Source organism: Maribacter sp. LLG6340-A2, assembly GCF_045057105.1.
Classification (GTDB): Bacteria; Bacteroidota; Bacteroidia; order Flavobacteriales; family Flavobacteriaceae; genus Maribacter.
In genome coordinates, this window is sequence record NZ_CP159332.1 from 3318192 (window position 1) to 3342279 (window position 24088).

General features: G+C 37.0%; 18 protein-coding genes and 1 other RNA gene. 5 read left to right on the forward strand and 14 right to left on the reverse strand.

The window, feature by feature from the left end:
• Window positions 1-59: 59 nt before the first annotated feature.
• Window positions 60-1208: a cysteine desulfurase family protein gene (locus ABVM52_RS14100; protein ID WP_405381564.1), complete on the forward strand. Its 1149-nt coding sequence runs from the start codon at window positions 60-62 to the stop codon at window positions 1206-1208.
• Between the two features lies 1 nt (window position 1209).
• Here ABVM52_RS14100 and ABVM52_RS14105 read toward each other — a convergent pair whose 3' ends face one another.
• Genes ABVM52_RS14105 through ABVM52_RS14115 form a run of 3 tightly spaced genes read right to left on the reverse strand, consistent with a single transcriptional unit; the run spans window position 1210 to window position 6033 of the window.
• Window positions 1210-1863 (reverse strand): hypothetical protein, encoded by a 654-nt coding sequence (locus tag ABVM52_RS14105; protein WP_405381566.1) that lies wholly within the window; start codon window positions 1861-1863, stop codon window positions 1210-1212.
• Window positions 1864-1872: 9 nt separating this feature from the next.
• Complete coding sequence (locus ABVM52_RS14110) at window positions 1873-4308, reverse strand: TonB-dependent receptor plug domain-containing protein (protein ID WP_405381568.1); 2436 nt, start codon at window positions 4306-4308, stop codon at window positions 1873-1875.
• A 33-nt stretch (window positions 4309-4341) separates the two neighbouring features.
• Window positions 4342-6033 (reverse strand): M23 family metallopeptidase, encoded by a 1692-nt coding sequence (locus ABVM52_RS14115; protein WP_405381570.1) that lies wholly within the window; start codon window positions 6031-6033, stop codon window positions 4342-4344.
• Window positions 6034-6227: 194 nt separating this feature from the next.
• Here ABVM52_RS14115 and ABVM52_RS14120 point away from each other — a divergent pair, with 194 nt between their 5' ends.
• From ABVM52_RS14120 to rny, 4 genes are all read left to right on the forward strand, one after another.
• Window positions 6228-6518: a hypothetical protein gene (locus tag ABVM52_RS14120; protein ID WP_405381572.1), complete on the forward strand. Its 291-nt coding sequence runs from the start codon at window positions 6228-6230 to the stop codon at window positions 6516-6518.
• A gap of 12 nt (window positions 6519-6530) precedes the next feature.
• Window positions 6531-6824 carry a cell division protein ZapA gene (locus ABVM52_RS14125; protein WP_405381574.1) on the forward strand — a complete coding sequence of 98 codons (294 nt, stop codon included), beginning with the start codon at window positions 6531-6533 and terminating at the stop codon, window positions 6822-6824.
• Between the two features lie 61 nt (window positions 6825-6885).
• A non-coding RNA gene (gene ssrS, locus ABVM52_RS14130) (6S RNA) lies at window positions 6886-6995 on the forward strand.
• Window positions 6996-7045: 50 nt separating this feature from the next.
• Window positions 7046-8614, forward strand: a complete 1569-nt coding sequence (gene rny, locus ABVM52_RS14135; protein WP_405381576.1) for a ribonuclease Y — start codon at window positions 7046-7048, stop codon at window positions 8612-8614.
• A gap of 53 nt (window positions 8615-8667) precedes the next feature.
• Here rny and ABVM52_RS14140 read toward each other — a convergent pair whose 3' ends face one another.
• The 11 genes from ABVM52_RS14140 to ABVM52_RS14190 form a co-directional block, all read right to left on the reverse strand.
• Complete coding sequence (locus ABVM52_RS14140; RefSeq protein WP_405381578.1) at window positions 8668-8997, reverse strand: hypothetical protein; 330 nt, start codon at window positions 8995-8997, stop codon at window positions 8668-8670.
• A 67-nt stretch (window positions 8998-9064) separates the two neighbouring features.
• On the reverse strand, window positions 9065-11071 hold the full coding sequence (locus ABVM52_RS14145) for a DUF349 domain-containing protein (protein WP_405381581.1): 2007 nt from the start codon (window positions 11069-11071) through the stop codon (window positions 9065-9067).
• A 143-nt stretch (window positions 11072-11214) separates the two neighbouring features.
• A complete protein-coding gene (locus ABVM52_RS14150; protein WP_405381583.1) occupies window positions 11215-11967 on the reverse strand; it encodes a shikimate dehydrogenase family protein in 753 nt (250 codons plus the stop codon).
• A complete protein-coding gene (locus ABVM52_RS14155) occupies window positions 11945-12958 on the reverse strand; it encodes a DUF368 domain-containing protein (RefSeq protein ID WP_405381585.1) in 1014 nt (337 codons plus the stop codon). The genes ABVM52_RS14150 and ABVM52_RS14155 overlap by 23 nt, the downstream gene beginning before the upstream one ends.
• Window positions 12959-12971: 13 nt before the next feature.
• The gene (locus ABVM52_RS14160) at window positions 12972-13886 is read right to left on the reverse strand and encodes a DUF368 domain-containing protein (protein ID WP_405381587.1); all 915 of its coding nucleotides are present in this window, start codon (window positions 13884-13886) and stop codon (window positions 12972-12974) included.
• 17 nt (window positions 13887-13903) lie between these two features.
• A complete protein-coding gene (locus ABVM52_RS14165) occupies window positions 13904-15307 on the reverse strand; it encodes a tetratricopeptide repeat protein (protein ID WP_405381589.1) in 1404 nt (467 codons plus the stop codon).
• A gap of 103 nt (window positions 15308-15410) precedes the next feature.
• Entirely contained in the window at window positions 15411-16586 is a 1176-nt protein-coding gene (locus ABVM52_RS14170) for an aspartate aminotransferase family protein (RefSeq protein WP_405381591.1), read from the reverse strand.
• 9 nt (window positions 16587-16595) lie between these two features.
• Complete coding sequence (locus tag ABVM52_RS14175) at window positions 16596-18266, reverse strand: OstA-like protein (protein WP_405381593.1); 1671 nt, start codon at window positions 18264-18266, stop codon at window positions 16596-16598.
• Between the two features lie 105 nt (window positions 18267-18371).
• The gene (locus ABVM52_RS14180; RefSeq protein ID WP_405381595.1) at window positions 18372-19367 is read right to left on the reverse strand and encodes a ThuA domain-containing protein; all 996 of its coding nucleotides are present in this window, start codon (window positions 19365-19367) and stop codon (window positions 18372-18374) included.
• Between the two features lie 19 nt (window positions 19368-19386).
• Complete coding sequence (locus tag ABVM52_RS14185; RefSeq protein WP_405381597.1) at window positions 19387-22551, reverse strand: PVC-type heme-binding CxxCH protein; 3165 nt, start codon at window positions 22549-22551, stop codon at window positions 19387-19389.
• Between the two features lie 89 nt (window positions 22552-22640).
• On the reverse strand, window positions 22641-24083 hold the full coding sequence (locus ABVM52_RS14190) for a Gfo/Idh/MocA family protein (RefSeq protein WP_405381599.1): 1443 nt from the start codon (window positions 24081-24083) through the stop codon (window positions 22641-22643).
• Window positions 24084-24088 lie beyond the last annotated feature (5 nt).

Genomic DNA, 24088 nt, shown 5'->3' on the forward strand with positions numbered 1-24088 from the left:
ATGGGTAAATTAACTTTATTTGAGCTATTTTTGTGCTTTATTTATTAGAGCAGGCTTTGATGAAACAGGTATACTTAGACAATGCGGCAACTACACAGGTTCACCCAACGGTAATTTCAAAAATGCAAGATGCATTGGCCAATTCTTATGGAAATCCTTCTTCTACCCATAGCTTTGGTAGAACTTCCAAAACAGCAATAGAAAGTGCTAGAAAAACTATAGCTAAATATATTAATGCACAGCCTTCTGAAATTATTTTCACCAGTGGTGGTACTGAAGCGGATAACATGATATTAAGGTGTGCGGTAAGGGATCTTGGAGTAAAAACCATTATCACCACAAGAATAGAGCACCATGCCGTATTGCATACTGTAGAAGAATTGGAAGCTAAAGGACTTATTGAGTTACGTTATGTTAATTTGGATACTTATGGTAATCCTGACCTGTTACATTTAGAGGAACTTTTAAAGGCCGATGGTTCAAAAAAATTGGTAAGCTTAATGCATGTAAACAATGAAATAGGCAATAAAATAGACTTGGAGCAAATTACCTTGTTGTCGAAAAAGTATAATGCCTTGGTACATTCAGATACGGTGCAATCCTTAGGTCATTATGAGTGGGACGTTAAAAAATTTCCTATAGATTTTCTTGCCGCTGCGGCACATAAATTTCACGGACCTAAAGGAATTGGTTTTGCTTTTATCCGTAAAAATTCTGGTATGAGTTGTATGATATCCGGTGGTTCCCAAGAACGTGGACTTAGGGCAGGTACGGAGTCTTTTCATAATATTGTTGGCCTGCAAGAAGCATTTGTACATGCCTATGATAATTTGGATTCTGAAAGAAACTATGTTGAAGGTCTTAAGAAATATTTTATTCAACAGGTGCGGAAAGAAATACCAAATGCCACATTCAACGGCCATTCGGGAGATTTGGAGAAAAGCACCTATACGTTGGTAAATGTTTGTTTGCCCATTACCGAAGATAAGGCCATGATGCTATTATTTAATCTGGATATTAAAGGTATTGCATGCTCCAAAGGTAGTGCGTGCCAATCTGGGAGTGATACGGGTAGCCACGTATTAGCCCAAATTTTATCTAAAGAGGATATGAAAAAACCATCGGTGCGTTTTTCATTTTCTACCTATAACACTAGGGAAGAAATTGACTATACCATTAAGGTTTTAAAGGATATTATAGAAAGTTAATTTAGTTCTTGTTGCGGTCTCTCTTTCTTTCACGTTCATAAGGAAATTTTCTTATTGCTAATTTCATCATACGATCAATGAGGTCCGTAGTGTTTTTGCCGGTCTTTTTGTTAATTTCCTTTTCATACTTCCATAGTAATCTACCTGAATCCCCATCGCTGATTTTAATGCCTATACGTCCATAATCGGCTCCGCCAGAGATATAATCCGTAAAACTAAATTCTGTAGGTACCCCGCTAGAAAGTAGAATGTTAAGGTCTAGAGTGCCGCTAATAATACCGTCTACGCCTAAAATTTCACTTAACTGTTTGGTAGTGTACACATCAATATTTTCATAGGAAACATTATTTTGGGCCAAAATAGCCTTGGTATTCTTAATGTTTTGAAACTTGACCGGTAATTTCTTCTTTTTGCTACGTCTAGAGAAATAGGTCTCCAAAGCATTTTGTACGGCATACCCCTCATTTTCTTCAAGCCTTTTCTGTTCCTCGGAAGAAATAGGTTCGTTAAGATCCAGATTTGTTAGAAAAGGAATAATTGCCAAAACGGCATGGTCTTCACTTAACTCATCAAAATTTGGACTTTCATAAATATTCTTTTGCCCCAAAGCGGCAATGCAATACAATGTGGTCAAAAAGAAAAGTACGCGCTTCATTTGTTTATTTTATAGGTGTATACCTAATTTTAGGTTCAATACCCTTGATGTTAAATAGTTAGGTACGGCAAATTCATTCTTACTGTCCACATCTCTTACCCATGTATTGGTAATGGAGTTTTGGTTGTTGAATAAATTAAAAATTTCAAACCCAATTGTAAGCTCTTTTAAAGTATGCAACCAATATGTGACAGGAAACAGCTTGTCCTTGCCTGCAAAAATATAGGAAATTCCTAAATCTGCACGCTTATAATCCCTTAATCTATTCTGAAAAATATAAGGGTCTGCATAGCTAGGAGACCCACCTGGTACACCTGTTTGGTAAACTAGATTAAGATACATTTTTAAATCTGGAATTTTAGGAATGTAATCTTGAAAAAGAATCCCCACTTTCAATCGTTGATCTGTAGGTCTAGCAATATAACCTCGGTTGTTCCTATTTTCCTCGGTCCTTAAATAGCCTAGACTTACCCATGATTCCGTTCCAGGTACAAAAGCACCGTTTAATCGTAGTTCTGCACCATAAACATAAGCATCGGTATCATTGTTTGCACTATAACGAATACGAACATCTTCTAGAGTATACGGATTTACATTTTTAAGCTTTTTATAATATGCTTCACTTATCAGTTTAAATGGCCTGTCCCAAAGAAGAAAACTGTATTCGTTACCCAAAACTACGTGATATGATCGTTGGGCTTTTACATTAGCGTTTACCATACCTGTAGAATCCCTTAATTCGCGGTAGAATGGGGGTTGATGATATAGTCCGGTAGAAAACCGGAACAGCATATCTTTTTTCCAATCTGGTTTTATTGCCAATTGTAACCTTGGGCTATAAACGGTCTGGGACACTTTTTCCCCATTTGTATCATTAACGGTCCAATGATGAAATCGCATGCCAAGATTGTAATATAAATTAGTGTTTTTCCATGTGTTTTGAGTCCCAATTTGTGCATATCCGGAAAAACGGTCGGTTTGTACAAAATTTAGGGCGTTTAAACTGTTATAAGCAACCAAGGGAGCATTAAAAGGATCTATGGGCTGATTATTAATGAACTCAGGTCTTGGGGGTCTAATTGAAAATCCGGCCGAATCAATAAACTCAGACTCCCTTAATTGGTCCCGTATATCCTCATGGGTATATTTAGCACCCCATTCTATAAGACTATTTTTGATTTTATGAGACCCCTTATGCTCTAAATTTAGTATTAAGGCATCCAGGTCATTTCTTGTTCGGTTAAATTGTGAACCAATCCCTCTAGGATTTAAAACCTCTCCCATGGTATCACTGGTAAAATTGCTATCTACGTCACCTAGGCCATAGGTTGCAATTACATCTGAATATTCCTCTTCTGTGGTGTGGTAAATGGAGGAGATTAATTTTAATATGGTATTATCACTTAATTGATACGTGCCTTTTACAGCAGCTAATGCAGTTATATACTTGTTTTTTTCTATACCCTCATAATAAACGATTAAGGCTTGGGGATCGTTCAATGTACCAAAATTGGTCTGTCTGTTTAAAGGTTCGTTTACATAGTCGTTGAGAGATAAATTGCCTAAAAAATTCAATCTAAATTTACTGCTTAGCTGATAGGTAAGATAACTTTGAACATCCGTAAAAGCAGGGTTAAAATTGTTTTGGGTCTGTTGGCTATTGACAAGGAGGGAATTATTTCTGTATCTAAAACCAGATACACTTTTTAATTTTTTGTTCTTAGACACGGTTTCCATACTTGCTTGCGCCCCTAGAAAACTACCTTCCATGCGTAATGAAAATAATGTAGGGGTTTTGTATTTGATGTCCAGTACAGAAGAAAGCTTGTCACCATACTTGGCTTGAAATCCTCCTGCGGAGAATTTTACATCTTGTACAAGATCACTGTTTACAAAACTTAGGCCCTCTTGTTGGGCAGACCTTATTAGGAAAGGTCTATAAACTTCAATTTCGTTTACATAGACCAAATTTTCATCATAATTTCCTCCCCTTACCGCATATTGGGTAGATAGTTCATTATTGGCATTTACGCCGGGCAATAATTTTAAAATTGTTTCAACTCCGGCATTGGCGCCTGGAATTTTTCTTATTGTAGCTGGTGCTATATTTAAAATTGTTTGTGAAGATCTTTCTCCATTTGCCAGAACCGTAATTTCTCCTATTTGTGTGGTATTGGTTTTTAAAATTGGGTTGAACTCAAAAATATCGTTGGTGGTCAATATGAGATGTTCCAGAATAACATCCTTATGGGCAATATGGGAAAAGACTATGGTGTTCTCCTGATCCGCAACTAGCTCAAGTGAATAGAAACCAAGGCTGTTTGTAGTGGTGCCCAATTGCCCCGTTGTTATATGTACATCGGCCAGGGCGTTATTGTTTTCGTCAAGAACTATACCTGTAATAGTCGCATTTTGCGCATAGCCAATGGCATTGCACAATATCATGATAAGGGCCAGAAAATTATACGATCTCAATATCTATTTTCTATAAAAAGAGGTGGTAAGCGTATTTACATTTCCTACATTATCTGTAACGGTCACTTTTAGAACACATTGCGTTTGGTCCGCAATCTTATCATCAAAATTATAAGTTAGGGTATTGCGCTTTGGTTCATATTCCATTAAAATCCATTCCCCGTTTAATGTTGCCGTATAGGTATCAATACCACTTAAGTCGTCCGCTATACTAACACTAAGGTATTTATAATTATTAAGCCACTGCTTTTCCTTAAAATTTTTGGTTCTAATGGTTGGGGGAGTGGTATCCCTTGCTATGGTATATGTTCCAAGATATCTGGTGCGCGCCGTAAATAAGTTGCCCCGTTTATAGGTATTGGTGAAACTGGGTTGCAACTTGTCGTTTAATCTTGCTATAAACAATTGTTTTTGTATTTCCTTAGGGTGTTTTGATACGTCAAAAGTAATGGTGAAATTCCTATGCGCCGGTACGGTATTGCTATGTATGGTTACCGTATCATTACCTTTTTTCAAATCAATATAAAAATCCTCATAAAATGTATTTGCTGGAAAATATACTTTTGCACCTCCCAAATCATAGTTGTTCGGCTTTTTGGCCACCAAATAACTATCGGTAATTTTTTCCCTACTAGTTTTAGGGCCTTGGTTTTCCTTTCCTTCTATAGGTATGGTAAGTTGTGTTTTGTTTCCTGCATAATCCTTAATAATTAGATTTGCCGTGTAGCTGAGCCCTTTGTTTACTTTTACTTTACCTTGATTATAAATTTCTTTATAAATACTTAAATTGTTGCCCGCAGACTTAAAGCTTTTCTGTATCCGCTGTCTGTACTTGCCATAGTAATCATAATCTATTAGCGTGTTAATGTATCTGGTCTCGCCAAACGAGAACGATTCAAAATCATAAAGGGAATACGTCTTGCCGTTAACATTGAATTCTACGGAGTAAACACCATTTTTGTTTGCCGCCATATCCAACCTGTCAAAACCTACAAATCCAAAGCCTATTTCTCCTAGGGCTTCTACCTTGTCCGCTAGAAAGGTGCCATCACTTTGTCTGGTGAAATTGATCTGTGTCCTCTCTTGGTTGTTGTTAATATGGGCATTGTCATCCAATGGATATGCAAATAATTTTTCTAATGTAGGATTTGTGGCATCGGCTACATGTAAACCATATAGAAATGGGTTGGTAGGTTTTTCTGAAATACTGCTGCGAATTTCAAAATGTAAATGAGGGCCTGCAGAACCTCCCGTATTTCCACTATATGCTATTAATTCTCCTTTTTCAACCTTTAACTCCCCATAATCCGGAAAAACTTCGACCTCAAAAGATTTTTTCTCGTATTGAAGTTTTTTAATATATGCTTCTATTCGTGGGGAAAACTTTTGTAGGTGCCCATAAACCGAGGTATAACCATTGGGATGTGCAATGTACAGGACCTTTCCGTACCCCCATAGAGAAACTTTAATTCTGGTAACGGTGCCGTCCCCTATAGATTTTATAGGAATTCCTTCGCGTTGTTGGGTTTTTATATCCAGACCTGAATGAAAATGGTTGGAACGTAATTCACCAAAAGTACCGGCCAAAATAATGGGGATATCCATTGGTGGGTCAAAAACATCCTTAGGATAGTTTTCCTGAGCTATTATTGTAAGACTGAAAAGTAAGGATAAGACGTAGGTTATTTTTTTCATAAAGTAGATGCAATAGTGCGAAAATAATTAAAGAAGCACAATTCTGGGAAGTTGCTTGTGCTAAAATTTTAATAAAGGCCGATAGTATAAATATTTGACAATATAATTAACCTTCATTTAGGAATATTTCACAAAACTATTGCTAAGTCATCTAATCTATGTTAACTTTGTGTAAATCGCATTGATTTTGATGTATGGGAGAATTGATTAAAATCGTTGATTCCTTAGAAAATAAAATTAGCAAATTGTTACAGCAGCTAGAGGCTCTTAACAATGATAATTTACAATTGAAAAAGGAATTGAAGAACATAAAATCTTCACAAGAGAATGCAAGTAAAACGGTGTCTGAATGGGAAGAGAAGTACAATTCACTTAAACTGGCGAATTCAATGCTTGGCAGTAATACAAACAAAACAGAAGCTAAGCTTAAAATAAATACATTGATACGGGAGTTGGACCATTGTATAGCGCAACTATCGGAATAATGTCTATAAAATATGTCAGAAAAGCTCAAAATAAAACTCTCAATTGCAGATAGGGTATATCCTTTAACGATTGATCCAGCTCAAGAAGAGGGTTTAAGAAAGGCCGCTAAAAATATTGAACAGTTGGCCAAAAAATTTGAGCAAAATTACGCAGTTAGGGATAAGCAGGATGTATTGGCCATGTGTGCCTTACAATTTGCATCTAAAATTGAGCAAAATGGCATTGAGCAAACAGAAGGAACCAAGAAAGCGGAACAACGCCTTAAGGCATTGGAAGATTTGGTGAATTCTAAACTAGCTTTGTAAAAAAAACGTTCTTTTAAATACATTAAGTTATACTGCCCACATTGGTATTACCTTTTGACAAACTCAACATTTATTTTTTTAAAAAGGGTGAGTTTAGATTGTAAAAGCAGGCCCTACTTGTATAGGGATCCTTGATCAGTCTGTTAGCCCTAAACCTGTTTACCGGAGTTTGATCAAAACTTCTCCAATGTGGGCTATTTTTTTATTAATTAATTTAGACTATGGATAGTACAATGATAATTATTGCCGCAATAGTTGGGCTGGCAATTGGTTTTGCGATAGCAAAATTTTTGGAAAAAGGGAAAGCCTCTAAAACCATAATTAATGCAAAGAAAGATGCTGAGCGCATTATTAAGGAAGCCAATAAGGAAGGGGAAAGCATTAAGAAAGAAAAAATATTACAGGCAAAGGAAAAGTTTTTAGAACTTAAAGCTGAACATGAAAAAGTAATTTACGGGAAGGACAAAAAAATAAGCGAAGCCGAAAAACGTACACGTGACAAGGAATCGCAAATAAGTAGTGAGCTTGCCAGAAACAAGCAGATGAACTCCCAATTAGATGGCAAACTCAAGGAGATAGAGAAGAAAAGTGCCTTGTTCGATAAGCGTCATGAAGAGCTGGACAAGATGCATAAAAACCAAGTTCAGCAATTAGAAGTTATATCCGGACTTTCTGCAGATGAGGCTAAAAATCAATTAGTGGAAAGTTTAAAGGAAACCGCGAAGTCAGATGCCATGGCATTTATACAGTCTACGGTAGAGGAATCTAAACTTACTGCGCAACAAGAAGCTCGTAAGATTATTATCAATACCATTCAAAGAATCGGTACGGAAGAAGCTGTGGAGAACTGTGTTTCTGTATTTAATATAGAATCTGATGACGTTAAAGGTAGGATCATTGGTAGGGAAGGTAGAAATATTAGGGCGCTAGAGGCTGCTACCGGTGTAGAAATTATAGTTGATGATACTCCAGAGGCTATTATTCTTTCTTGTTTTGATTCTGTACGTAGAGAGGTGGCTAGGTTGTCATTACATAAATTGGTAACCGATGGTAGAATTCACCCGGCAAGAATAGAGGAAATTGTTAAAAATACAGAAAAACAAATTGAGTCCGAGATTGTGGAAATAGGTAAGCGGGCCGTTATAGACCTTGGTATTCATGGGTTACATCCAGAACTAATACGTGCGGTTGGTAGAATGAAATATCGCTCATCGTATGGTCAAAACCTTTTACAGCACTCTAGGGAAGTAGCCAAGCTTTGTGGCGTTATGGCCTCTGAATTAGGTTTGAATCCTAAAATAGCTAAACGTGCGGGACTTTTACATGATATTGGTAAAGTACCTAACACGGAAAATGAAGTGGAAACTCCACATGCTATCCTAGGAATGCAGTGGGCGGAGAAATTTGGTGAAAAACCAGAAGTTTGCAATGCTATTGGTGCCCACCATGATGAAATTGAAATGAAAACGCTAATAGCACCTATAGTGCAGGTTTGTGATGCCATTAGCGGTGCAAGGCCAGGGGCTAGAAGACAAGTGTTGGATTCTTATATTCAGCGTCTAAAAGACTTAGAGGAAATTGCATTTGGGTTTAGTGGTGTACAAAAAGCCTACGCCATACAGGCAGGTAGAGAATTACGTGTCATTGTTGAAAGTGAAAAGGTTAACGATGATAGGGCTGCACAGCTATCCTTTGAAATTTCTCAAAAGATACAAACGGATATGACATATCCAGGTCAGGTAAAAGTTACTGTTATTAGGGAAACCAGAGCAGTCAACGTGGCCAAATAATATCATATTTACTTCAATAACAAAGCCTCTTAATACTAGAGGCTTTTTTTATTTCAATGATTTTTTAATGCTTCCAGCCATAATTTAAGGTTGTTCTGCTCCGTTGCGGTAAGTTTATTTCTTCTTCCCTTGGGCATTCTTTTCTTAATAAAGACCTGTTGCTCTATAGCAAACGAATATTGAACCATATTGTCACGAGTAAAGACAAGTTCCTTTTGTTTTTTAATATGGCATACATTACATCGGTTCTCAAGGACCGTTAGTGCATTCTCCTTATAATTTTCCTGATAAGAGAAATTCGGTAGTGCTATATAGGATGAAAATGAATGAGCGTTAAATCTATGGAGAAATAACATACTAATCATGAGAAATAAGTGCTTCATGTGGGTTGATACTTAAATCCTATGACCTACCAAATATATAGATTGCTTTAGCGCTTATGTTGCGGTATTATTCGTCTTCACTTTCGGTAGAGTCATTTTCATCGACATCCTTGGTAAGATTGTTCTTTAGGATATTCAGCTTTTTCAATTTTGCTTTCCATGCGGCTAAGGACTCTTTATGTTCATTAACACGCTTTATGACATCTTGCACCAACGGATTACTTTCTGATGCATTTGAGAAAAATTCCAAATTATTCTCTAACTGCCTTATTTCACTTTTACTTTCGTCTATTTTCTTTCTAATAAAAGCGCGTTCATTTTGGATGGCCAGTTCTTGATTGTCCGTTGTTTTAAGCTGCTGAATCTTATTACCGTATTTCAGTAGCTCAGATTCTTGCTTACTTACACCACATTTATGGAACAGGGCATCTATTATTTTATCAAACTTTTGGTTAATGTTCTTTTTCTTAAAAGGAACTTTACCAATTTGCTTCCATTCTTCTGTAAATTCTTTAATAGATGATAAGTCTTTGTCTTTGTCACCGCTTAAATTAAAATCTTTTAAACGTTCAATACAAGCCTCTTTTTTCTTATAATTTTCAATTTCTTCCTTAAATGCATCATTTTTAAGTGCATTAAGTCTATCAAAATAATGATTACATGCATTTTTAAAATCTTTCCAGATTTTATCGGAATATTTACGGGGAACATGACCAATCTTTTTCCATTGACTCTGTATACGCTTCATTTCAGGTGTCGTGGCATCCCAATCTTCACTATCTTTCAGTGAAACCGCCAATTCAAGTAATGCTCGTTTCTTTTGCAAGTTTTCCTGTTGTTCCTTTTTTAGGTTTTTGTAAAAGGCGTTTTTATTTTGATTGAATTCACGTACGGCACTTTTAAAGGCATTCCAGGTTTTGGAATTTACTTTTTGGGGTACTTGTCCGGCCTTGAAAAAAGATTCCCTTAATTCCTCTATGGTTTTTATTTGTTGTTGTAATGCTCCATGATTGGAAGATACGGAAGATGCAATTTTCTTAATATCCTCTATAATGGCATTTTTACGCTCCAAATTCTCTTCCTTGATTTGATCAAGGTTTTTAAAATAATCCTGTCTTCTCTCATGAATGGTCTTGGTGGCCGCGCTAAAACGTTCCCAAATTTCTTCCCTATGTTCTTTTCCTACAGGTCCTAAATCTTCTTTCCAAATTTTATGTAGCACCTGCAGCTCTCTAAATGCCCTGTTTAAATCTGGTTCTTTGGCAAGTTCTTCTGCCCTGGTTACTATTTTACTCTTTTCTTCCAGATTATGCTTAAAATCCAGATCTCGTAATTCTCTATTTATATTTAAAAAATCATAGAAAATTTCAATATGATGGTGGTAGGTCTTCCATACATTATTATAGTTGGCTTTGGGAATAGGGCCTGCATGTCTCCATTTAGCCTGTATATCCTTAAAATTGTTATAGGTAGTATTTATATCTTCCTCAACATTTACCAACGCTTTTAATTGTTCTATTAAATCTAAACGATAGGCAAGATTTTCCTTATGGCTCTTTTCTAAACTTTTATAATATTGATTTCGTTTCTCTTTATAGTCTGTATAAACTTCGTTGAATTGTCTTTTGTCAACAGAGTTATACCTAAAATCAATTTCTGCGCCCCCATTGTCTATGAATTCCTGTTTTTTTTCTTCTATAAATTCATCGAACTTCTGGTTAAATTCATTTCTGATGGCATCTACATGTTTACGAATGGCCTGGACTTTTTCGTTCTTGACCAAACGTTGTAATTCACCAACCAGGTTTTCCATGCTCATTTCATGATAATCCGGCATAGGAATCTCATGTCTTTTTACCGTATCTTCATCTTCCGCGTCCTCTGCATTGGACTCATCAATTTCTTCAATGGCATCAGTTTCTTTTACGGACTGGGCATTGGTATCTTCCGTTTTGATGTCTTCTGCTTTTTCTTCTTGAACATCTTGGCTTTCCGATACACTACTTGAAGTATCCGTAGTAGTTTTTTCCTCTATTGATGATTCTGGTATTTGGTGTTCTTTATCCTCGGACATATTCCTTAATTATATGCTTACAAGATAGTGACTACCCCTAGAATTGCAAAGTATTAGCGTCTATTTTTAGTATATGAATGAAGTAGATAAAAGCTATCTAAGTTTGCTTTTTTTAGTAATTTATTTAAAAATGAAGCTGTTATTTAATCATTATTGTTCCAAATGGACCAGGCTTTTTCTGCTTGTAGTTCTAACATTCTTAGTCCGTTACAAATTGTTGCGCCTTTTAGTTTACCTGCTTGAAGGAATGCCGTTACCTCAGGATTGTAGATGAGGTCAAACAATAAATGTCTTTTTGTAATGTTTTGATACGGTATTGCGGGCTTTTCTTCAATATTAGGGTATGTGCCAACTGGAGAACAATTTATAATAAGCGTGTGGTCTTCTATTTGGTCATTGGTCAAATCTTCATACGTAAACCCATTCTTTTTACCACTTCTTGATACAAAGGAATAGGTAATTCCTAATTCCTCTAGAACATAGGCAATGGCTTTGGAAGCTCCACCCGTTCCTAATATTAATGCTTTTTTATGGTGTGGTTGTAAATGAGGTACAATTGAATTTTTAAAGCCGTAGGCGTCCGTATTATAACCTGTTAAACCATTTTCATCTACTTTGATGGTATTGACGGCACCTATTTTTTGAGCCGCATTGTCTATCTGGTCTAGGTACGGCATGACTTCTTCCTTGTAGGGAATAGTGACATTGAGCCCTTTAATAGCTTCTTTACTGGTAAATATTGAATTAAATTCCTCAATGGTTTCAAGGTCAAAATTTTCGTAGGTATACTGCTCAAGATTCAAATTTTTGAACTTGTTTTTAAAATATCCCCTTGAAAAAGAATAGGAAATATTCTTACCTATCAACCCAAACTTATGCTTTTCTGTTTTTTCCATACCAATCTAAAAGTAACAAAATGCTTATCCCGATTATTATAAATAAAATTGCGCTCCAATTTTCAAGAACACCCATGTCGGGCAAAAAACGCTCATAGTTCATTATTACTCTTTTTCCATTGGAATCTAACAACACACTACCATCAGGGCCAATTTTATATATTGTTTTTTTCCATGGCCAAACTACCCCCAAAGAACCTGTAATAAAGCCTAATATAGTTGCTGTTGTAATATGTTTGTAATGTTTAAGTACAAAACTTAGAACATGGGATAATGTAACCAATCCGGTTGCTGAACCCAGAGTAAATACAGCTAAAATTTTTAAGGTGTGCAAGCGTTCACTATTTGACGTAAAACTAAAATCACCTACAATTATTTCTGAGAAAGTATCGTACAGTGCATTTACAGAATCTACCAATAACAATACATAATTTCCTAAAAGTATAAGTATAAAGGAACCTGAAAGGCCTGGTAATGTCATGCCGGAAACACTGATCATGCCGCACAGAAAAATGAATATTAAATTGTCATTTTCCTTGGCCGGACTTAAAAAACTAATGGCCACACCAATGGCTAAACCTATTATGGCAGCGGTGAAGGTCTTTTTTTTCCAATAATCAAAATCCTTACCTATATAATAGATAGAGCCTAAAATCATTCCAAAAAAAGTAGACCAAACCAGTAATTCTTTTTTAACTAAGAAATAGTCCAGTAGTTTGGAAATGCTAAAGTAACTAATGAGCATACCCAAAATCAACAATGTCAAAAATGATCCGTTAATATATCTGTAGAAGCTTTTGAATCTACCCCCGAGCAGAAGCTTAAAGGCCTTGGCATTAATTTTTTGCAGGGAGTATATAAATTCTTCATAAAAACCACCTACAAAAGCTACAATACCACCAGATACTCCAGGTACTTTATTGGCAGTGCCCATGCACAATCCTTTTATGACCAAGAAAAATTTATCAGTAAAGGATCTGGGGTGACTCATGTAGTTTTTTTGCTTACTTCTTGGAAGCGGATTTTTCCAATATAAAAATAAGGGAAAAACCTATTACAGCAGCTACAATTGCAAAGGTTAAATGATTGTCGCCCGCAAAAGAAAAAGGCGATATATTTTCATCTATAATTATTTCCTTTTTACCAATCTTTATAACTTCGGTTATATTTTTCCATGGCCATATTTTATTCAAAGAACCTAAAATAAACCCGGTTAATACGGCTAAAGTGGCATCTTTATAATTGGTGAACATCCATTTTAATACTCTGGCAAAACTTAAAATACCAAAAATGACCCCCGTAGCAAAAGTTGCTACTATAGCGATATCCTTTTCGTTTACTGCTTCCAATACGATTTTGTAAGAGCCTAGTAAAACCAAAATAAAAGACCCGGATATGCCTGGTAATACCATGGCACAAATTGCTATGGCACCAGATAGAAAAATAAATGGCAGACTGCCCGTGCTTGTTGATGGGGGCAAAGTGGTAATATAGAATGCGGAGACCGTACCTATAATAAAAAGTGCTATGGCCAAGAAACCCCATTTTTTAATGGATTTCGCGACAAAAATTACACTGGCCAATACCAAACCAAAGAAAAAGGCCCAAGTAGGTATAGGATGCGTATCAAGAAGCCAAGTGATCACTTTAGATAGTGAAAGTATACTTATAAGCATACCTATGCAGAGTGCTACTAAGAAATTACCGTTCAACCTGTCCCAAAAGGTGGCAAACCCCTTTTCCTTAAATAATTTAAACGTAGTTAAATTTACGTTGTTTATAGAGGTTATGAATTCCTCATAGATACCGGTCACAAAGGCAATTGTTCCTCCGGAAACGCCTGGTACCAGTTCGGCAATACCCATTGCCATTCCTTTTAAGCTAATAAAAATGTAATCTAGTGGTTTTCTATTTTCCATAGAATGTAGAACCTGTTCTAAGAGGCTTTATTGTATTTGCTTACAATTTTCTGAGTCCATTCAGAATTGCCGAATTTCGGAAATTTTTCCTTGAATAAATGTAGTTTTTTTTGGTCTTTGTCAATCTTTAAAGCGTCCATTAATGTGATCCTTGCATTAATCATATCATTGGCTATACATTGAAATCCTACAGATTTATAGAGCAATTTAAGATTGTCCGGGTAAAACTCCCGTCCTTGTGCCAGTATTTCAATTGCGGCTTGGGTTTCACCATTTAAATGTACCACATCTGCCCATTTTAGCCATGTGTCCAGCTCATAGTTGCCCAAATCAACCGTCTGCTTAAAGGCAAAATCTGCCTGATCGTAATTATGCAGTGCAAAATGAATTTGTGCACATTTTTTCCAGTAAAGGGGATTTTCCCCATCAATGTTCAGCGCCTTGTTAATATAATAGACCGCCTTTTCAAAATCTTTTATATTGTAATAAAGATTGGTAATGGCCAACCATCCTTTATCCAACAACGGGTCTTCATGCACCGTTTGATAAAAATAATACTTGGCCATTTCAATATCCTTAAGCTTTTCATAGCATTTGCCAATTCTTAGAAAAGCGTGTGATGTGGGGTCTTCTATGGATATGGTAGTCTCATAATTTTCTATAGCCTCTCTATGCCTTCCTAATTTTTCCAATACTTTGCCCTTTTCAAAGTAGGCACCTATAAAACTATCATCGGAAATTATGGCAAATTCAAAAGCTGTTAAAGCTTCAGCATACATTTCAATATAGGTATACTGCTTGCCAAGTTGGTGCCAGGCAACCTCACAATATGGATTTTTTTCCAAATATTCGTTCAAGTACACTATAGCCCCATCATAATCCTCTAAAAATTCAAAACAATATATTACGTTATAAAGGGATGAATAATCTTGCTCATCATATTCAACACACTTCATAAAGCTCTTTTTGGCCTCGTTGAAATTATCCATAAATAGATATTCCATTCCTAGGAGGCTATAAATATCAAAACTATTGGTGCTGAACGCTAAGGCTTTGCGCAACAGTTCAACTGCAGCTTCATGATTGTCCTGTTTGGAGAAAATATTTGCACGCTGAATGTAGATTTCTTCATTTTGATGATCCAGTAGCTGTAATTCATCCAATAAGGCTTCGGCTTTTTCTATTTGATTTTCAAACACCAAAACTTCTACTTGAAGCAATTTTAATTCTATTGATGCAGGATGTTGTTGTAGCCCAATTTTAATGCCTTTTTTTGCCAAGGAAATTTTTCCGTGATTTAAATAATGGTGGATAATGTCTTCAAAATCCTCCGCATCAAAGAAATAGACATCGTCTGTCTTGAGCATCGATTCAAATTTTGTAATAGGCTTGTCCGGTTTCTCGTTAGATTCTAACGCCATAGGAACTTTTTGGTGTTTCTAGATAATTAAAAGTAAGTGTTTGTAACGTGTATGAGGAGGTTAGTACAGCTATATTATTAACAAATTAGTTAACAACCCGCTGTTATAACCTATCTAAAATAGCTAAGATTGTAGTGCAACCTTGCTGTATTTCCTTTGCAGATATGGTTAATGGGGGTGTTATTCTCACCGCTCTATTTTCAAATAATAACCAGAACAATATTAGGTTTTCTTTCTTGGTGGTTAGCACAACTTCATTGGCCGTTTGGGCAGAATCCATAATTAGGGCGAGCATTAAACCTCTGCCCCGTATCTCTTTAATTTTTGGATGAACCAGAAGTTTTCTGAATAATTTTTCCTTGGCCAATGTATCCTGTAACAAGGTGGTGCGCAGTAATTCATTTAGAGTGGCCAGACTGGCCGCTGCAATTACAGGATGACCTCCAAATGTGGTAATGTGCCCCATTTTTGGCCGTTCACTTAAGGTAGCCATAATTTCTGAACTTGCTATGAAGGCACCTACCGGCATACCGGATGCCATACCTTTGCCTATGACCAATATATCCGGTGTGCAATTGTAATGCTCAAAAGCAAATAATTTTCCGGTTCGCCCAAAACCTGGTTGTATTTCATCCAATATTAATAGTGTACCGGTTTCATTACAACGCATTCTTATTTTCTCTAAATACCCATTTTGCGGCTCAATAAAACCGGCTCCACCTTGTATGGTCTCTAAAATAACACAGGCAGTCTTGTTGGTAATCTTCTCTATATCCTTTTCATTGTTGAATGTTATATGATGAACATCTGGTAACAATGGCCTAAAAACACCTTTTCTTTCTTCAAAGTCCATTAAACTTAAACTTCCCATGGTATTGCCATGATAGGCATTTTTTGCCGAAATTATCTGTGAACGTCCTGTTGCCCTTCTCGCCAATTTCAACGCTCCTTCTATAGCTTCCGTTCCGGAATTTACCAGATAGGTTACTTCTAATGGGTGGGGCAGTTGTGCTGCCAATAGCTTAACATAATCCGTTGCGGGAGATTGGGAATACTCACCATAGACCATTACGTGCATATATTTTGCAGCTTGTTTTTGAACCGCTTCCACAACTTTTGGGTGGCAATGTCCTAATGTGCAAGCAGAAACTCCGGCAACAAAATCTAAATGTGCATTACCTGCCGTGTCATAAATATAACTTCCATTGGCATGTGAAATTTCCAGTCCTAGTGGATAGGGAGAAGTTTGTGCTTGATATTTTAAAAAGTCATTGGTCATGTGAACAAATTAATTCACTTTCTTTTTTGCAGCTGATGCTTTTGGGTCTATAGCCTTGCTATTAGCCGGAATATTATTAACTGGGTCAGATTCATTTTGACTTCGTTGCTGCTCTTCCGCATCAATATCAATGGGGTTATCTATACCTTGTATGACCACCAGTTCCAAATTATTGTCGTCCTCATCAAAAATATCATCTTTTGTCAGTATACGCTCATCTCCACGCCAAACAAACCCTTTAAGAATTCTACTATTTTCCGGAAGGTCCTTTTCTGGAAAAATATCCCCATCTGGATCGGTAAAAAAGGTAAGGTTTTCAATATCATTTTCAGCCATAGTAATCCTGATCTTACTACACACCGTTTTATCTATTCCAATAAGCTCATCATCATCGTTGTACATATAATATACTACTTCTGTATTCTGTACCAAATCAATTAACTTAAGTTCATTGTCTATAAATTTCCCAAATAAATTTATGCCTTTTGCTTGGTTATAACCTGTCATGCTTACACTGTCCAGAGATATGATAAAGGCATTTTTTAATACTTTTAGCGAATCTAACTTTTCAGTTTTAAGGTTAGATTTTAAATGGATGCTATCTCCGGTCATTTGATTGGCCCCGTTCCAAATTACAGGATTTTTAATCAATTGGGTAATGCCCGTTTTTTGTTCTGAGTGTATACTGTCGCACTTACCGCTCAAATCTGTTTTGTAGAATTTAGCATTTCTAAATGCCCTAAGCAACCGTTCTTCTGGTTTACCCGTAACCATTAAGGTATCTCCATGCACGTAGAGTGAGTCTTGTTGTTGTACAGAAATAGATACAGCTCTTCTTGTAGCAAAAACAGAATCTTTTGCTTTGTGGACTTCAGCATAATGTGCCCTTATGATTCCTTTATTGATCGTGTCCGTAACGGTAATGTTATTAGTGGCCGATGCAAATTCATTGGCTTTGTTAAAATAAACACTATCACCCTCAATAATTCTGTTATTATAATCTATTCTAGTGTTTTTAATGCCATATCCGCTTTCTACCTTAGTATCGTAAAAACCTCGTTCACAGTAAATTTTGTATGTTTCGCCTATAATGGTGGACGGACCATACATGTACGCATTTTTGGAGGTAGTATAATAATCTAGTTGCTCTGAGTCTAAAGTGTATTCTGGATTTTGAACATGTACACTATCCAAAAACTGATACTTTTTCAATTCCATAAAATACTTACCAATTTTACTTGTTAATGTATTGGCAGAATCAACTACGGTACCATGGTCTTGGTAAAACGCCTCTTGTTTTTCACGGTCAAATCTTAGAGTATCCGTTTTTAGGGTCATGGATGCATTTTTTAATATAACATTGCCCCATGCTTTAGCTAATTTGTCATCTCCTAAATAGTTTATTTTTTTACTTGTCATTTGGACAGAATCACCTTGTTTTAGGATAACGTTCCCAATAGCCTCTAATCTGTTCTCAAGTTGGTAGTAAATAGCTACATCGCACCAAAGGTCTGCTCCTTGATGTTCAAATTGAACCTGGCGCTCATCTTTACTGAATATAGATGCTCCGGGGTAATCCACTTCATCCTTTGTGAAATTGGCACCATGAACAATATTGATTTGTTTAGGTTCTTCTTGGTCCGCAGTATCTTGGGATAGACCACATTGAATAAATATCAAAAATGATAGTATAAATAAACCAAAAGTTTTCAATCTACTTTTTTTTTCAAAAATAGAACAATTTACACGAGCGGATAACACTATTAGTATACATTTAGCAAACGCTTAAAGTATATCTACAGGTTTCATGTTTTTTTTAAACTTCTGTCCAAAACCAGAATTATTGGGTAGAAAGGGTTTGTCCAAGGTAACATTGGTGCCACTTTGGGGTATAAGATTTTCTTTTCCCAAGGCCCAAAAAATTCCGTTCAGTGCAATTTTTCTCATTTCTGGTATTTTAAAGTCAAAAGGATGTCCAAGAGTTGTAAAAAATACCCTGGCCTTAATACCGGATTTTCCCGTATAAGTTTTGGTCCATGCTACAGGATTGTCCAAGGGAAATTGATCTAGTTTACCATCTATCTCGTGTTGAGATTTTGTAGAGTGACCTGTAAGTATAGGATTGCTATCCCCTTGTAATTTCCAATCACCGCCATCAACATGATATAACCATGAATATGCTTTAAAATCATTAAATCCTTTTAAAATTGGGTGTTCTTCTTTGTCTTTTATTACGGATACATTGGTCACGGGGAACATACCATCATCAAAATGGCCATGGTGGGTTATCCATTGCTGACCAAAAATTTTGGCAGGCCAATCATTATTGAACTCCGTCAGCGTTGTATCATTTTTATACATAAAGGCATGTGTGGTGGTTCTAAAACCAACCATGGGTTTTCCAGATTCTGCATAGTCGGTTATATATTTTCTTTCCTTTTCGGGCAAATTTCTAAAACGTGTAAACATCACCATTAAATCTGCTGTTTCCAATGCTTCTAAACCTGCAATATGGTCGGTTCTGTTTGGGTCAATAATGCCCAAACTATCCAAAGCATAAAGTACGGTAACTTTTGCCCCTAATTCTCTTTTTGCCAATTTAGCCAACATGGGCATGGATTCTTCAGAACGGTATTCTTCATCCCCTGTTACAAAAACAATATGCGCAGGTGACGTAGGTTCTTGCGTCTGTGCGCTTTTATCTTTTTTGTTTTCGTCACAGGCCAGTAATATGGTAAAGGAAATTATTATGTATGCTGTTTTGTTCAATATAGTATTCATAGGTTGTATTCAATTTAGGTTATTGCATTGGGTGTTCTTTTAATAATTCTTCTGGCGTATAAAACCCTTCCCTGTTTTTAGTTGCTTCTCGTATTTTATGCACTTGTTCTGGCTTTATTACGGAGGCTTTATTTCCAAAGGAGTTTCTTACGTAGGTAAGTACCGCGGCAATTTCATCATTTGACAATAGCCCCTTAAAGGCCATCATGGGTACTTGTCCGTCATAATGATTGCCCATAATATCCATTGGGCCATAAAGTCCGTGAAGCACCAATTTAATTAGTCTATCTTGGTCGCCTAACACCCATTGTTGGCCAACAAGGGTAGGGTACCCTGCTTTTTGAAGACCACTTCCGCTTTCTTGGTGACAGGTAATGCAGTACCCTTCTGTTTCATATATCTTTTTTCCTTGGGTGAACATTTCTAAATCCTCGCCTTTTAAATGTGAAGCCAATATTTTTTCATCTGCCTTTTCCAAAAAATTACCGGTTAGTCTGGTCTCTGCAAAATTGAAGGAATCTAACATCCATTCGTCCAGAGGATGTTGTTTGGCAACCTCCAGAATTTCCATACCTTCAGATTTTGGTAGCCATGAGGCGGCGGTAATTGCTTCAAGCCTAACTCTTCCATGCTCATCGGAAGCTGCATGTTTTAATAGTTCTTGGGAATTTTTTAGTTGATGTCCCATATACCGGACAACCCTTACCACCGCTGCCCGTACCCTGTGGTCTTTAGAGGTAGAAAGTTCTGTAAGTAAATCTGCATCTACCTTGTTCATGCCCCAAGTAACCCATAACGCCTCTAGTCTATTATGGTCATAATTAGGGTCGTTTTTATCAAGGTTTTCAACCCAATTTTTGGAAGCTTTTAAAACCTCTTCGGTTTTTCTTCCTCTTAATTCACGACGGGAGCGGTAACGGGTTCTGTATTCCGGTAGTTTTAAATTTTCAAATAGTTGCTCCAATGAGGCACCATCTACCTTAGCAGGTTCAACCAAAGGCCTAGATGGATAAGTGATTCTGTATATTCTTCCATGAACATGGTCACGTAATGGATCACGCGCATTATGTTGCATATGGCCGATCAATATATTGTGCCAATCTACCAAATAAAGTGATCCGTCTGGGGCAAACTCCATTTCCACAGGTCTAAAATTTGGGTCTGTACTTGTTATCAAGTCCTGTCTATGTTTGGTTTTATATCCTGTTCCGTCTTCCATCATTTGATGTTGCTTAAGGCCTAAAAAACCTATGGAATTGGCCAAAAGCATATCCCCTTGAACTTCATCTGGAAAATGTCTACTGGAAATAAATTCCATGCCCGAAGTGGGCCTGACCCTATGGTTTTTCTCTATTAATTCCTCTGTTAAGGGAGAAAAGACACCGTAAATGGGTTTTAGCGAACTTGGCATCATCCAATTTACTTTTGGTCCTGAAGTATGCAAAAAGAAATCCTGACCCCATTCATCAAAGGCAATTCCCCATGGATTGGGTATGGCTACCTGTAATGTGCGTTCCAGTTTTCTACGCTGTGGATTGTATCTGTAAAACCCACCGTTGGTAGCCCGTACAGGTCCATATGATGTTTCTACATTGGTATGGAGAAAAATTCCTTCGGACATATAAAATGCACCAGAAGGATCTGCACAAAAAGCAGAAATGGCATGGTGCGTGTCATGGTCGTCAAAACCACTTAATACTATTTCTACCTTGTCCGCTTTGTCATCACCATCGGTATCGGTATATAATTTTAGATGGGTACCTTGACTTACGTAAACACCTTCTGGAGCAAATTCAAAACCGATCGGTAAATGTAGTTGGTCTGCAAATACGGTTTGCTTATCAGCTTTGCCATCATTATCAGTATCCTCTAAAATTATTAATTTATCATTTGGTTTAGGATCTCCCGGTTTGTAATGTGGATAGGAGGGGAGGGTGGCTACCCACAACCTGCCTTTATTGTCAAAAGATATTTGGGCAGGATTTGCCAAATCTGGAAACTCTTTTTCAGAGGCGAACAAGTCTACCTTATACCCTTTAGGTACCGTTAATGTTTTCAAAGCATCTTCACCATATTTGTATTGTGCAATATGTTCATCATTACCTAAATTGTAGTTGGTTTCTACTGGCGGTAGTTTACTGGTTTGTGCATCTGCTTTCTCTAGGTCAAAAGACGTACTTTGAGCGGTAGACCAAATTAAGGTATCTCTTATTGAGGTTAATTCTCTTGTTTTTCTAATTTCAAAGGGATAGTTATCGGGTCCGTAGGGAGCATGACGTCTGCCAAAAACATGAACTCCATTGGGTATTTTATAATCATTGTGCCAATAAAAATTTTTTTCGTTTACGGCATCATTGACGGCTAGTCTATTAGATTCATTTATAGTTTTTTTGTTACCGGTAAGTTCATTGGCCAAAAAATTAGAGAAAACATTGTAGCCATGTTGGTTTAGTTGAGAACCATCTATGGTATAATCTTGCTTGGATTGATCAAACCATTCTTTGGATTTTTGGAAGGCATTTATGAACGCTACGTTATTTGCCGTACAGATTTCTTGCATTGCTTGGGTGTATAGACCCAAATTTTTATTTTCAGCATTACCGTTAGGTACATCTAAATGATCGGAGAGATCCTCAAAAGCAATGGGAGAAACTACTACCAATTTTGGCGGGGTAGAACCATTGTAATTTTGTTTTAGGGTATGTTTGATAAAAGCATCTAGTTCTGCTTTAAAATTTTCAAGACCTTGGGGGCCTTCAAAAGATTCGTTATAACCAAAAAAGGCAAGGAGAATATCGGCTTTTAAACGTGTCAGCCATTCATCTGGTGTCTCAAACACCCCTTCACTTCCTGAATTTTGAGCTAGTTCAGTTTGGAATTTATCGGCTCCTAAAAAAGCCCATGGGGACACTCTGCCAGAATGTGGTCTAAAGCCTGGGGTGTCGCCACCATCACACATATTTCTAATAAACAGTGAGTCTTTAGGGTAGCGTAAATGCATTTCGGTTTCAAAGCTGCCGTAATTCATCATGCGTGAGCCTAAATTATTCCCAATTAAAACTATAGATGAATTTGGGGTTACCGTAATCAACGGCTCTTTGTTTTGGGAACAACTTATAAAAAGAAATAAGCTTGAAATGAAAATTGAAAATTTGAAAAGTTGATTGGTTGTTTTGCTTTTCATGGTATGCTATTGGGTTGAAGTAAATTGTTCCTTAAATATAGATATAAAAAAACCACTCGAAAGTGGTTTTTGTGATTTTAAATGTATCATTAAAAATTTCGATAATCGCCTTCTAAATATGCATTTGCCTCTTCCTCTGCAAATTTGGCTTTTTCGCTATCCCAATGTAATACCTGGTTGGGGAATCTCCCTGCTATAACACCTAACAGAATTGTTTCCGTTAAACGTGATGCGTAGGAAAAGGGCGCTGTGGTTTCTCCCTCACCCAAGCAAGCATCTATAAATTGGTGGTAGTGTTTTGGGCCCTCTGTGTCATAATTACGAATGGGTTTGCCCATATTGTTGACTTCTTCCACCGCTTTGATTTCTGCGGTGATATCCACATACTTACCATCCACAATTTTCTTGGGTAGCTGCATAAAATGGGGTAGCAATAATCTTCCTTTGTCACCAATGAACATAGCTCCTTGGTCCGGTAATGCACCTTCATCTGCTGTTTTGGTTTCCAAGGACATTTTGTCTTCTAAAGATTCATCACCGGTATTATTGTTGTTTACAACACTTTCAGCACCAGGCAACAAAAGGTCTTCGTGATCGTCCGGTGCTCCAGGACCGTCATACCAAACCCATTTTAAAGTTTCTGCGGTATATTTTGTTTGTGGAAACTCATAAGTGACTTTGTTTTTTTGTGGGTAACCAAATCCGTTTGGTTCCCTACATTCATTTTTAATGGTCATTGGAACTTGTAGATCCAAGGCGTTATAAGGTGTGTCAAAAATATGCACGCCCATATCGCCTAATGTTCCACAACCGTAATCTACCAATTTTCTCCAATTTCCTGGGTGGTAAAAACCTTCTTTGTATGGCCTTTCTGCTGAGGTGCCTAACCATAGGTTCCAATCTAACGTATTTGGTACGGGGTCTTCCCCAGTAGGTTCTTCGCCATCATAGCCCCAATCCTTGGGTGACCAAGCGCGTACGGTATGTACCTTACCAATGATACCCGATTGTATTAACAGGGTAGCCAGTTTATAATCATAAAAGGAGTGTACCTGAATTCCCATTTGGGTTACCAGTCCTTTTTCTGCAGCCAACTTGTTCATAGCCCTTGCTTCGGATACGTAATGGGTCAAGGGCTTTTGGCAATATACCGGTTTATCCATTTCCATAGCCATCATAGAAGCCGGTGCATGAGTGTGGTCTGGTGTAGATACGACTACGGCATCTATTTCGTCTCCCATCTCCTTTAGCATCACCCTATAATCAGAATATGTTTTTGCTTTTGGGTGCAGTTTCTTTGCGGCTGCCAAATTGTTTGCATCAACATCACAAAGGGCAGTAACATCAACTTTACTATGAGAGGAGATTGCCTTTAAATCTTCGGCACCCATATTGCCAACTCCAATATGTGCGGTACGCAAACGGTTTGGTTTTGGTTTGGTTGCTTCATTCTTACATGACCATAATCCAGATGGCAAAAGGACAAAGCTGGACAACGCTGCTGCATTTTTAATAAATTCTCTTTTATTCATTGGTA